This window comes from Chryseobacterium populi (assembly GCF_000282115.1).
In the GTDB taxonomy this organism is placed as follows: Bacteria; Bacteroidota; Bacteroidia; order Flavobacteriales; family Weeksellaceae; genus Chryseobacterium; species Chryseobacterium populi.
On sequence record NZ_AKJY01000048.1, the window covers coordinates 1 to 12,326 of the forward strand.

Here is a 12,326-nt window from a genome sequence, read left to right on the forward strand (position 1 = left end):
GGCAGCCAGTTTCCCCTGGAAACTATCCGCTCCGAAAGTTGACATTGTATCCACCATCATTCCCCTTGCTCCGGAACCGGATAAAGGCTTGATCAATGCTGTCGGAAGCCCATCTACAAAACGGGGATCTAAATTGGCAACATGGGCCACCCATTTCATTCCGTCAATGATAACATCAAAAACGCCGGAAGTTCTCAGCAAAGAAATAGCAATCAACATTCCGACTAAGTAAGGAATAATTTTAACGCAGGTGGTAAAACCTTCTTTGGCTCCTTCAATAAATGCATCGAAAACATTAATCTTTTTATAAACTGCACCGATAACGATTGCTAAGAAAATAAAAAGGATTAAACCATTACTTAAAACCTTGCTGAAAGTATCCAGCTCGTCTTTGCTTAATTGGACCAGATAAACAACCAGAACAGCAATTACAGCTGAAACACCGCCTACATAGGCAATAACAACAGGTCGAAGTAAATTGATTTTCTGATATAATGAAACAATGATCATTGCTGCCAAAGTCGCTGCAAAAGTGGCGATCATACAGGGCAGGAAAATATCAGTCGGTGTTTTGGAACCCATTGAAGCTCTGATGGCAATGATGGAAACCGGTATCAGTGTCATTCCTCCTGCATGGAGACAGAGGAACATGATCTGAGAGTTACTTGCAGTATCTTTATTGTGATTCAGGCTTTGCAAACTTTCCATGGCTTTTAAACCGAACGGGGTAGCTGCATTATCGAGGCCCAAGAGATTGGCACTGAAATTCATCAGCATATGTCCGAAAGCCGGATGGTTTTTAGGAATCTCAGGAAATAATTTTGAGAAAAAAGGCTGGATAAATCTGCTTAAGAGATTAATTCCGCCTGCTTTTTCAGCAATACTCATAAATCCCATGAATAATGTCATGATTCCAATGAGACCGAGACAGATCTTTACGGCGGTTTCAGAAGTCCCGATAACGCCGTCTGCTTCCTGAACACGATAAACTTTGACATCCTGTTTAAGAGAATCTGTTTTATAATGAATCCTGCTGTCAGCAAAATCAGTTTTTTTCATCAGGCTATCCCTGACAACGGGGGACAGTGTATTCATTTTCTGTGTTGCAATCTGTACTGTATCACCGCCTTTTCCGACTACCATATCATTGAAAATGGTTTTGTAATGGCTTGATGAGATGTATTTTATACCTGCAATGGCAATGGCAACAATAATAAATGCTGACCAAATTCTGCTGAGAACCATCTGATTAAATTAAAATTTTAGAAAAGATAATAAATTAAATGTAAAACTATTTAAATTTTTATTTTTTTGAACCATTAAGATTCAATAAGTGATTAAAGTTGAAAAGATCAGAAAAATTTACCTTAACTAAACTTAATAACACTTTAAGCTATTTTTCATCAAGATAGACGAGATATCCTTCAAAATCATCATCCAGGTTTTTCAGAACTTTCGCATCATCCATTTTTTTGATCAAAGCATCAATGAAGAACCCTTTTTCAAAAAACTGGCGGTGTATTCCCGGCAAAAGCTCCATGAAGTAATCCATCCCGATCTTATTATTGTGAAGGTCCATTTTGGTTTCCAACGGTTGGTTAGGGAATAATTCTTCATGCATATCTGTAATTCTTTTGCAGAAGTCCAGAGCCTTTTCCGGAGAAGAAACCTTGCAGCAGTAGATCATGATAAAAGCACACCAGAGGGCATGCCTGAAGGCATTTCCTATACCATTATTGGAGGCTGTATCGGGAAAATGTTTCTGGGCAATGGCAAAAGCCTGCATGGTTGCATAAAAGCTTAACAAAGAAAAAAGAGGATGGGGAATGACAAGCGATAAAAGACGGCGGATCTTTTTAAAGCTCATGCTTCGAATCGTATTAAAAAATATTTTAAAAGTCCTCATAAATAAAAATCTCTCCCCAATTAGAGAGAGATTGTATTGCTTTTGTTACAAACGTTATGCATGTACAGCCAATAAATTTACTGTTTTTGCCACCGTATCTTTAATTTCAGTTCTTTTCACGATAAAATCTACAAATCCTTTTTCCTGTAAGAATTCAGAAGTCTGGAAACCTTCCGGTAAGTCTCTGCCGATTGTTTCACGGATAACCCTCGGACCTGCAAAACCGATCAATGCTCCCGGCTCTGCCATAATAATATCAGCTGTCATCGCGAAAGAAGCGGTAATTCCGCCAAAAGTAGGATCGCATAAATAAGCGATATATAAAAGGCCTGCTTCTGAAAGCTGAGCCAATTTAGCCTGTACCTTAGCCAACTGCATCAAAGAATAAGTGGCTTCCTGCATTCTTGCACCTCCCGACTGACAGATAATCATATAAGGAAGTTTGTGAGCGATACAGTAATCTACAGCCCTTCTGATTTTTTCACCCATCACAGAGCCTAAAGACCCGCCGATAAAAGCAAAATCCATACAAGAAACTACCATTTCGGTTCCTTTTACAGTTCCGACAGCATTTCTGATAGAATCTGTAAGCTTTGTTTTTGCCTTCACTTCTTTTAAACGGTCTGCATAAGGCTTTGTATCTTTGAAGTTCAGGATGTCTATACTTTCAACATTAGCATCTAGTTCAGTGAATTTACCTTCATCAAAAAGGATCTCAAAAAATTCTGCGCTTCCTATTCTTACATGAAACCCGTCTTCAGGAGAAACGTAGTTATTTTTCTTAAGTTCTTCATGTTCCACTACTTTTCCTGACGGAGTCTGGTGCCAAAGACCTTTTGGAACATCCTTTTTTTCATCAGTAGAGGTGGTAATGTTTTTTGCTTTTCTTTTAAACCAGTCGAATGCCATTTTGTATGTATTAATGTAAAATGTAAAATGTAAAATGTAAAATGTACAAAGACTAAGCGTTGAAATTACTCTGTACTTTGTACATTTTACTTTTTACAAATTTTTATTTTAAAGTATTTACGTTATTTAAATCTTCAAACGCTTTTACCAATCTTGCAGAGAAAGTTTCTTCACCTTTTCTTACCCAAACTCTCGGATCATAGAATTTTTTGTTAGGTTTTTCTTCTCCTTCAGGATTTCCGATCTGAGATCTTAAATAATCGATATTGTTAACCATGTAGTCTCTCACCCCTTCTGTATAAGCAAACTGAAGGTCAGTGTCAATGTTCATTTTGATAACCCCGTAGTCGATTGCTTCTCTGATCTCTTCTAAAGTAGAGCCTGAACCTCCGTGGAATACAAAGTTCACCGGTTTTGCAGCTGTTCCGAATTTCTCCTGAACATATTTCTGAGAATTATCAAGGATTTTCGGAGTAAGAACCACATTTCCAGGTTTGTAAACTCCATGTACATTACCGAAAGCCGCAGCAATGGTAAAATTGTCAGAAATAGCTTTTAACTTCTCATAAGTATATGCTACATCTTCCGGCTGGGTATATAATTTGGAGTTATCAACATCAGAGTTGTCAACACCATCTTCTTCACCACCTGTAACTCCGATTTCCACTTCTAAGGTCATCTGCATTTTAGCCATTCTTTCGAAATATTTAGCAGAAACTTCCAGATTTTCTTCTAAAGGCTCTTCAGAAAGATCCAGCATATGGGAAGAATAAAGAGATTTTCCTGTCTGCTTGTAAAATTCTTCACTTGCATCCAGCAATCCGTCGATCCAAGGCAATAATTTCTTTGCACAGTGGTCTGTATGTAAAATGACAGTAGCTCCGTAAGCTTCTGCAAGAGTATGGATGTGTTTAGCTCCGGCGATAGATCCTAAAATAGCAGCCTTCTGACCGTCATTGTTCAATCCTTTTCCTGCATTAAAAGCAGCACCACCATTAGAAAACTGAATAATAACAGGAGAGTTCAGCTTTGCTGCAGTTTCCATCACAGCATTTACGTTGCTTGAACCAATTACGTTGACTGCTGGTAATGCAAATTTATTTTCTTTAGCATGCTGAAAAATATCAGTAACTAATTGACCTGTGGCTACTCCTGCCGGGAAAATTCTGCTCATGTTTTGCTTTTTAATATAAATTAATAGGTGTATTAAAATTCTTGTAAAGGTAAGAAATTTTGCTCAATTGCTAATTTCTTTTGTCCCGCCCCCAAAGTAGCTTCTGGCGGATGGTCTCATAAAAACTCAGGTTGTTCGGCTGAACAAGAAGAATCTGGAACCCTGCTTTTTTAACGATGATTTCTTTATCTGTTTCTATGTGTATCAATCTTGAATCTAAAGAAAGGGAGTATTGAGGCACCCGGCTTTCTACTTTAAATTTTATTTCAACCCTGTCATTCACAACCAGAGGCCTTACGTTCAGGTTATGAGGCGCGATAGGAGTAATGACAAAATTTTCGTTATTCGGAGAAATAATCGGGCCGCCACAGCTTAACGAGTAGGCAGTAGATCCTGTAGGCGTTGAAACAATCACCCCGTCTCCCCAGAAGACATTTAAAAACTCATCATTAATAAAAGAATCTACCGTAATCATGGACGTGGTCTCCTTTCTTGAAACGGTCACATCATTTAAAGCATAAGGAAAGAAGCCGTCCAGTTGTGGAGAAACCACTTCAATCACAGAGCGGCGGCTTGTTTTTACATCTCCTTTCAGAATAGCATCCAGTTCTTTAAAGGCTTCTTCTTTGGTGAAGCTTGCCAGGAATCCTAATCTTCCGGTATTTACTCCAACAATCGGGATTTCAAGATCTTCAATAAACGTCAGAGAGTTGACAATGGTTCCGTCTCCTCCGAAGGTGAAGAAAAGATCCACTTCTTTATCCATCAGATCCTGTTTGCAGTTAAATGTTTCAAAGATTTTTGAAAACTGGAGTGCATCAGCCATTGCATCATACAGAACAGATTTTACGCCTCTGCTTTCAAGTTCTGAAACAAATTTGCTTAAATATAAAAAAGTATCTAGATCTTTTTTCTGCGAATATATGGCTGCCTTCATCTTATATTTCAATAAATTTTTGGAAAAACCCAAATCTGTCTTTAAACAGGTCTGATTTTTCATCAGAATAGTATTTTTCAACAATCCTATAATCATAACGGTCGAAAGTGGAATCAATCGATGCCAGATTTTCATTGCTGATTTTTATGGTTACCTGAATGGCTTCATCGGACATAAAACTGATAAATCCCCCATAAAATTTCGAATTGTTACTTTCAATAATATTGGCGATTTCCGTCATCGAATATTTTCTCACCGGTGTTTCTATCGTAAGAATAGCGCCCGATTCCGAAAATAAAGGATAGCGGGATAAAACCTGAAAAATATCTTCATAGCCTATGTATCCCACATATTTTTCATTTTTATTGATCACCGGAATCACATTGGCATTGAAGGTATAAAACAAACGGATGCTGTCCATAATATTATGATCTTCAAGAATGGCAAAACGTTCGATCTGATGCTCCAGGTCCTTTAATGTTCCTTCCTGCTCATCAAGGAAGTCTTTGGCAATGGCTCCGTAAAAGTGATGGGATTTTTTGATGAAAATGTGAGTATATCCAAAATCTTCTAATGTGCTTCTCGCTGATTCTATTGAGTCAGTCAGGCTAAAACATGGGAAATCCTTTGAGATATAATCCTTGATAAACATTGTGCTAATTTATAAAAAATTAAACGAAACTTTTTCTGAATACCTGACTTTTTTTCAGCAAAAATGAAAAAACGAATTTTAAAATTTGTTTGTGAAGAAAAAAAAAGTATCTTTGTCGCCTTTCATTTTTACTTTTTATTAGATTTATTTCAAACTGCACTGTCTTTTAGGCATATGCAGTTTTTTTATTTTAAAGCTTTTGCAAACTCCCACATTACAATTCCACCGCATACGCTTACATTTAAAGAATGCTTGGTTCCCAGTTGGGGAATTTCCAGGAATACATCAATGTTTTCCAGTGCTTCATCACTGATTCCCTCCACTTCGTTTCCTAATATTAAAGCATATTTTTTTGATCTGTCTACCATGAAATCAGTGATCATCGTACTGTTGGAGGTCTGCTCGATTCCTACCACTTCATATCCCCGGCTTTTCAGATCATTAATAATGGTATTGATGTTTTTTTCATAAGCCCAGTCAACACTTTCTGTGGCACCAAGTGCTGCTTTATGAATTTCACGGTGTGGCGGCTGTGGCGTAATTCCGCAAAGCACTATTTTTTCAATCAGAAAAGCATCCGCTGTTCTGAAAGTTGCTCCTACATTATGCATGCTTCTGATATTATCTAAAATGATAACCAATGGAATTTTATCAACCTGCTTGAATGTTTCTACATCAATCCGGTTAAGTTCTTCCAGTTTTAATTTGTGTACCAATGTCTTATTTTGTTGAAATTAATTTTCCGTCTCTGTAAACTTCAGTTTTTTCTATACTTCCGTCTTCGCGGTAATGAACCCTGTTTCCGTTCCATTTATCATTGACGAACTCTGTTTCCCTCTGGATTTTTCCTGATGGATAAAGAGCTTTCCATTTTCCAGTGGCAATACCGTTTTCGTAATTCCCGATCTGTTTTACTGATTTTCCGTTTTCATAAAAAAGCTTGCTTTCACCATTGAGTTTTCCTTGTTTATAGCTGGATACTTCAACGATGATACCAGCAGGAGAATAAAACGTAGCTGTGGAACTATTGTCATAAATATTTTTTTCACCGTTCCTGAAAACTTCTTTCGAGGTCAGTACTCCGTTTTTGTCATAATAAGACCATTCCTTTACTTTATAATCTTTTTTATATTCGCCTTTGGCCTGTATTTTTCCGGTTTCATAATAAAAAATGGCATCTCCGTCCAGTTTCCCTTTTTTCCAGTCGGCTAACTCTTTTACCTGGCCGTTTTCATAAAACTGTTTGCAGCTTCCTTCCTGTAGCCCGTCCTTAAATCCACATGGCTTTTGTGCTATAGCTAACGACGATGCGGAGAGCATTAGCAGAAAAATGTATTTCATAGATTTTTTTATTTCAAAAATAGTAAAATAGTTATATTTGAAGTAAAATATTTATAATGAAAAAATTATTCATTTTTATGACAATCATGTCGGCTTTTATCTTTTCAAAAGCCCAGAATACCTATTATCCACAAGCTTTCTTCGATAAAAAGCAAGCTCAGCAGATGATTGGTTTTGGAAATTCCACTATTGAAGGAGTGGCTTCAACAAAACAGAAAAATAATTGGGGAATTAAACCCTTACTCGGGCAGAAGCATTATGCTCCTAAAGGAACTGTTGTGATGCTGTTTCCGGTAACCCCTTATTTTGAGGAGTTTTACAGTATGAGAAAGAAATATGAAAATAAAAAAACGACAGTGTATATGTCTGAAGAAGCCTTCAAATACAGAATTGAAGCTCTAACGGATGATTACGGAAGATTTAGATTTGAAAAATTAAAACCCGGGAAATATTACCTTGAAACCATTGTCAACTTTACGGCTACTGCAAGCTATCAGCAGCAAACAGGGCAGTCGGACGCCTATAATGCTTATGGAGGTTATTTATATTCCACCCCGATATACCAGACATTTTTCTACGGCTATTCAGCGGCCAACAGGGAAAGCAAGTTTGTAGAAATAAAACAGGATGGCGAATTAAAAGAAATCAACCTGTAAAAGGTTGATTTCTTATTTTTTGAGTCCCATGATCTGATGAACGTTTTTTTCAATATTCTGTGCGAGAGTTTCCATGGGAATATCATTTTCATCGTTATTGAAGGGATCTTCAATCTCCTCTGCAATAAGTTCAAGGCTCATCAAAACATAATAGACAAACACGGTTAACGGAACCATGAAAAGGCCAATGTTAATGACATAGGCGATAGGTAATGCAAAAACATAAAGGATAATGAATTTCTTAATAAATGAAGAATAAGAATAAGGGATCGGAGTGTTTTTAATTCTTTCACACCCACCGCAGACATCCAGAAAACCTGAGAGCTGGGTATCTAAATACAGCATTTCAATATCAGAAATTTTTCCTTCCTTTTTCAGTTGACTAAGCTTATAGGTTAAAAGAATAATAATTTCGCTTGGACCGTGATGTTTCAAAGAATTTTCTATTTCTGAATAATCTTCGTCCAAAGCCAGTCGTGTAGACTCTTTGGAAAGGTGTTTTGCTAAAAAATGGGGATAAAACTTTAAATATCTGCCTATTTGCTCTGCATTTTGCTGATCACCATCAAGAATGGTATTTATTTTTACAGCAAAATTCCGGGTGTCATTTACCAGTTTTCCCCAAAGCTTTCTGCCTTCCCACCATCTGTCATAAGCTGTGTTTGTCCGGAAAACCAGTAATAATGAGAGTACAAAGCCTAATAAAGAGTGTATCATTCCTACATTGCTTACTCCAGATTTTGTAGTAAGATGAAGATATTCAACTTCCAGATACTGGATACCCCAGGAATATAGGCCTATAAGAGCCATACCGGGAAAAAGTATTTTTAAAGTGTCACTTTTATGTAAGCTGAAAAGGATTTTCAGAAAATGTTTGGTGTTGTAGACTCTCATAAACCAGGTTAGTCTTACAAAGATAAAATTTTCGTTTTTATCTTACACAGATTAGCAAATTAAGTTGATTTAAAAAAACTCAAACATCTGTGCAGGTTTGTGTCATCTGTAATCTATGATAAACACTCAAATATGACATTAAAATTTTTATAAAATTCAAAAAAGCACTACTTTTATTTCGCATTAAATCCAAAAACAAAATGATCCTCCAAAACATAGATGTTGTAAACGATATCAGTAAAGAAGATTTTCAGAAGAATTATTTCAAAAAAAAGAAACCTCTGCTAATTAAAAATTTTGCCAGCCGTTGGGACGCTTTTGATCTGTGGAATCTTAATTATATCCGTGAGAAGGCAGGTGAGCAGGAGGTCCCTTTATATGATAACAAACCGGCTAATGCAGCTAAAAATTCTGATGCTCCGGTGACCCATATGAAAATGAAGGATTATATTGATACGATAAAAAGTAAGCCTTCAGACCTGCGTATTTTCTTTTACATTATTACCGACCGGCTTCCGGAGTTACTGAAAAATTTCACATATCCGGATCTGGGGATAAAATTTTTCAAAAGGCTTCCCACTTTATTTTTCGGTGGAAGTGAAGCGCATGTCCTTATGCATTATGATGTAGATCTTGGTGATTTTCTTCATATTCATTTTGAAGGGAAAAAAAGGATTTTGTTGTTTGATCAGGAACAATCTGAATTTTTATATAAAGTTCCGTTATCGGTTCATACCATTTATGATGTAGATTATGAAAACCCTGATTATGAAAAATTTCCGGCTTTACAATATGCCAAAGGATATGAGATTTTCATGGAGCATGGCGATGCCCTTTTCATTCCGGGAGCATTCTGGCATTTCAACCGGTATCTTGAGCCCGGATTTTCAATGTCGCTTCGCGCGCTTCCCAATAAACCGAACGTTTTTGTGAATATGCTGTATCATGTTTTCATCATGAGATATACTGATAAAATCTTACGTAAAATGTTTAAAGCAAAATGGGTCGATTACAAGCAGAAATGGGCATATAAAAAGAGTACGAAAGCATTGGAAAAACATTCGAAAAAGAAATAATCATTACTTTTTTTAGCTAAAAGTACAATAAGAATTCAAAAGAGGGGCAGTGCTTTTTTTGAAAAGATTAATTGTGAAACAAATTCTTAACCCTGAATTTATTTTTTTAAATTTGGCGTTCATTTTTTATTATGGCAAAAGCGAAGAAGGAAACTCCATTAATGACTCAGTATAATACCATCAAGGCAAAATACCCTGATGCCCTTTTATTATTCAGAGTGGGAGATTTTTATGAAACGTTCGGACAGGATGCAGTCAGGGCTTCCCAGGTATTGGGAATTGTTTTAACCAAAAGAGCCAATGGAGACGGGCATATAGAATTGGCCGGATTTCCGCATCATTCCGTAGATTCTTATCTTCCGAAATTAGTGAGGGCAGGACTTCGTGTTGCCATTTGTGATCAGCTGGAAGATCCTAAAATGGTAAAGGGTATTGTAAAAAGAGGCGTGACCGAACTAGTTACGCCCGGCGTTACATTCAACGACCAGGTTTTAAATTCCAAAAAAAATAACTTCCTGCTTTCCCTCCATAAAGAAAAAGAAAAATACGGAATGGCTTTGGTAGATATTTCTACGGGAGAGTTTTTAGTAAGTGAAGGGAATTTAGACAAGCTTTTGCATATTGTCAATACCTTTGATCCGAGCGAAATTATTTATCAGAGAAGTGTTCATATTCCTGAACAGCTTAAAAATAAAAATGCCTTCAAATTAGAAGACTGGGCCTATCAGTATAATTTCGCTTATGAAAAACTGACCAGCCAGTTTAAAACCAATTCTTTAAAAGGATTCGGGATCGAAAACCTTCAACTGGCCATAACGGCTGCCGGAGCTATTTTTGCTTACCTGGTGGAAGATACCCATCACAATCTTCTTGCCCATATTACCAAAATCAAGGTGATTCCTCAGGAAGATTTTCTGATGATGGATAATTTTACCCTAAGAAACCTTGAAATTGTCTACCCAAGCAACCCGCAGGGAAAATCTTTGCTGGATATTATTGACAGAACATCTACACCAATGGGAGGAAGACTGCTGAGACGAAGAATCATACTGCCGTTAAAATCTGTAGATGAAATCGGAAGAAGGCTCTCGCTCATTGATTTTCTGAATGAAAATGATAACCTGAAATATGAAATTTCCCAGCTTTTAAAATCTATCTCCGATCTGGATCGGTTAATGGGAAAGCTGGCTGCTGAAAAAATATCACCAAAAGAATTGGGATACCTTCGCCAGAGCCTGATCAATATTTATAAAATTAACGCTTTATTACACCCGTTTGCTGATGTTCTGGCCTGGATTGAGCCGTTGTATGATCTGGAAGAGCTGATTAAATGCCTGCAAAATTACCTTAATGAAGAACTTCCTGTAAATATTGCGAAAGGAAACGTAATTAAAGAAGGGATTTCAGAAGAGCTGGACAGATTAAGAGGGCTTCAAAGCAAAGGCCGTGGTTTTTTAGATGAAATGTGCCAGAGAGAAATCGAAAGAACAGGAATCTCAAGCCTTAAAATTGATTTTAACAATGTATTCGGATATTTTATCGAAGTACGGAATACCCATAAAGATAAAGTTCCTGGTGATTGGCTGAGAAAACAGACGCTTGTGAACGCAGAACGTTATATTACTGAAGAGTTAAAAGAATATGAAAATCAGATTCTGGGAGCCGAAGAGAAAATCGGAGTTTTAGAAAATGAACTTTACAGGAATGTCTGCTCTGAAACGATGGTTTATATCGACCAGATTCAGGAAAATTCAAATATTATTGCCCAACTGGATGTTGCGGTGGGATTGTCTGAGCTGGCTGTTTCCGAAAGCTATACAAAACCTGTTTTAAATGATAGCTTTTCTATTGATTTACAGGAAGCAAGACATCCTATTATTGAAAATGCTCTTCCGCTAGGGGAAAAATATATTCCGAACGACATTTTTTTAGATAAAGATTCCCAACAGATTATTATGGTAACCGGACCGAACATGGCCGGTAAATCTGCTATTCTCCGTCAGACGGCTATTGTCTGTCTTCTGGCTCAGATCGGAAGTTTTGTTCCGGCAAAACATGCAGAAATCGGGATTCTGGATAAGATTTTTACAAGAGTAGGAGCTACAGATAATATTTCGGCCGGAGAATCTACATTCATGGTCGAGATGAATGAAGCTGCCAATATTCTGAATAATATTTCAGAACGAAGCCTGATCCTACTGGATGAAATTGGTCGTGGAACCTCCACCTATGACGGGGTTTCCATTGCGTGGGCCATCGCAGAATACCTTCACCAGCATCCAACCCAGGCGAAGACCTTATTTGCCACCCATTATCACGAATTGAATGAAATGACTGTGAATTTTGAAAGGATAAAGAATTTCCATGTTTCCATTCAGGAGAATAAAGGAAATATTATTTTTCTGAGAAAACTGATCCCGGGAGGAAGTGAGCATAGCTTTGGTATTCACGTTGCAAAACTGGCCGGGATGCCTGCAAAAGTGGTCAACAGGGCTAATGAAATCCTTAAAACGCTTGAAGCGAGCCGTACACAAAGCAGTTCTTCTGAAAGCATCAAAAGAGTTACCGATGAGAATATGCAGCTTTCTTTTTTTCAGTTAGATGATCCTGTGTTGGAAAATATCCGGGAAGAACTGACGAAAATTGATATCAATACTTTGACGCCTATTGAAGCTTTAATGAAGCTGAGTTCGATCAAGAAAATGATTGGAGGCTAGATTAAAGCAAGAAATTAAATAAAAAAGCCCGGGCCCGGCTTAAGCCGGGCCCGGGCTTTTTTAT

Annotated in this window: 12 protein-coding genes; 3 read left to right on the forward strand and 9 right to left on the reverse strand. The window is 37.2% G+C overall.

Annotation, left to right across the window (positions count from 1 at the left end; genetic code table 11):
- From PMI13_RS12680 to PMI13_RS12715, 8 genes are all read right to left on the reverse strand, one after another.
- The coding region (locus tag PMI13_RS12680; protein ID WP_007844278.1) for a nucleoside recognition domain-containing protein at positions 1-1,245 on the reverse strand (1,245 nt) is incomplete at its 3' end.
- Between the two features lie 148 nt (positions 1,246-1,393).
- The gene (locus tag PMI13_RS12685; RefSeq protein WP_034669628.1) at positions 1,394-1,906 is read right to left on the reverse strand and encodes a DUF6973 domain-containing protein; all 513 of its coding nucleotides are present in this window, start codon (positions 1,904-1,906) and stop codon (positions 1,394-1,396) included.
- A gap of 54 nt (positions 1,907-1,960) precedes the next feature.
- Entirely contained in the window at positions 1,961-2,815 is an 855-nt protein-coding gene (accD, locus tag PMI13_RS12690) for an acetyl-CoA carboxylase, carboxyltransferase subunit beta (RefSeq protein WP_007844280.1), read from the reverse strand.
- A 103-nt stretch (positions 2,816-2,918) separates the two neighbouring features.
- Positions 2,919-3,989 (reverse strand): class II fructose-bisphosphate aldolase, encoded by a 1,071-nt coding sequence (gene fbaA, locus PMI13_RS12695; protein ID WP_007844281.1) that lies wholly within the window; start codon positions 3,987-3,989, stop codon positions 2,919-2,921.
- A 70-nt stretch (positions 3,990-4,059) separates the two neighbouring features.
- Entirely contained in the window at positions 4,060-4,926 is an 867-nt protein-coding gene (locus PMI13_RS12700; protein WP_034669644.1) for an NAD kinase, read from the reverse strand.
- Between the two features lies 1 nt (position 4,927).
- Entirely contained in the window at positions 4,928-5,578 is a 651-nt protein-coding gene (locus PMI13_RS12705; protein ID WP_007844283.1) for a CBS domain-containing protein, read from the reverse strand.
- Between the two features lie 185 nt (positions 5,579-5,763).
- Positions 5,764-6,294: an RNA methyltransferase gene (locus PMI13_RS12710; RefSeq protein ID WP_007844284.1), complete on the reverse strand. Its 531-nt coding sequence runs from the start codon at positions 6,292-6,294 to the stop codon at positions 5,764-5,766.
- 4 nt (positions 6,295-6,298) lie between these two features.
- Positions 6,299-6,919 (reverse strand): toxin-antitoxin system YwqK family antitoxin, encoded by a 621-nt coding sequence (locus PMI13_RS12715; protein WP_007844285.1) that lies wholly within the window; start codon positions 6,917-6,919, stop codon positions 6,299-6,301.
- A 56-nt stretch (positions 6,920-6,975) separates the two neighbouring features.
- Here PMI13_RS12715 and PMI13_RS12720 point away from each other — a divergent pair, with 56 nt between their 5' ends.
- Entirely contained in the window at positions 6,976-7,575 is a 600-nt protein-coding gene (locus tag PMI13_RS12720) for a hypothetical protein (RefSeq protein WP_007844287.1), read from the forward strand.
- A 12-nt stretch (positions 7,576-7,587) separates the two neighbouring features.
- Here the strand turns inward: PMI13_RS12720 and PMI13_RS12725 are convergent, their stop codons facing one another.
- Positions 7,588-8,469 (reverse strand): bestrophin family protein, encoded by an 882-nt coding sequence (locus PMI13_RS12725; protein ID WP_007844288.1) that lies wholly within the window; start codon positions 8,467-8,469, stop codon positions 7,588-7,590.
- A 200-nt stretch (positions 8,470-8,669) separates the two neighbouring features.
- On the opposite strand from PMI13_RS12725, the gene PMI13_RS12730 reads away from it, so the two are divergent.
- A complete protein-coding gene (locus tag PMI13_RS12730) occupies positions 8,670-9,545 on the forward strand; it encodes a cupin-like domain-containing protein (protein WP_007844289.1) in 876 nt (291 codons plus the stop codon).
- Positions 9,546-9,676: 131 nt separating this feature from the next.
- On the forward strand, positions 9,677-12,262 hold the full coding sequence (gene mutS / locus PMI13_RS12735) for a DNA mismatch repair protein MutS (RefSeq protein ID WP_007844290.1): 2,586 nt from the start codon (positions 9,677-9,679) through the stop codon (positions 12,260-12,262).
- Positions 12,263-12,326: the final 64 nt, after the last annotated feature.

What these genes read in the sequence shown, in the direction of transcription:
- mutS (WP_007844290.1), top strand. Translation starts at nt 9,677, where the DNA reads ATGGCAAAAGCGAAGAAGGAAACTCCATTAATGACTCAGTATAATACC.
- PMI13_RS12705 (WP_007844283.1), bottom strand. Translation starts at nt 5,578, where the DNA reads ATGTTTATCAAGGATTATATCTCAAAGGATTTCCCATGTTTTAGCCTG.
- accD (WP_007844280.1), bottom strand. Translation starts at nt 2,815, where the DNA reads ATGGCATTCGACTGGTTTAAAAGAAAAGCAAAAAACATTACCACCTCT.
- PMI13_RS12685 (WP_034669628.1), bottom strand. Translation starts at nt 1,906, where the DNA reads ATGAGGACTTTTAAAATATTTTTTAATACGATTCGAAGCATGAGCTTT.
- PMI13_RS12725 (WP_007844288.1), bottom strand. Translation starts at nt 8,469, where the DNA reads ATGAGAGTCTACAACACCAAACATTTTCTGAAAATCCTTTTCAGCTTA.
- fbaA (WP_007844281.1), bottom strand. Translation starts at nt 3,989, where the DNA reads ATGAGCAGAATTTTCCCGGCAGGAGTAGCCACAGGTCAATTAGTTACT.
- PMI13_RS12715 (WP_007844285.1), bottom strand. Translation starts at nt 6,919, where the DNA reads ATGAAATACATTTTTCTGCTAATGCTCTCCGCATCGTCGTTAGCTATA.
- PMI13_RS12720 (WP_007844287.1), top strand. Translation starts at nt 6,976, where the DNA reads ATGAAAAAATTATTCATTTTTATGACAATCATGTCGGCTTTTATCTTT.
- PMI13_RS12700 (WP_034669644.1), bottom strand. Translation starts at nt 4,926, where the DNA reads ATGAAGGCAGCCATATATTCGCAGAAAAAAGATCTAGATACTTTTTTA.
- PMI13_RS12730 (WP_007844289.1), top strand. Translation starts at nt 8,670, where the DNA reads ATGATCCTCCAAAACATAGATGTTGTAAACGATATCAGTAAAGAAGAT.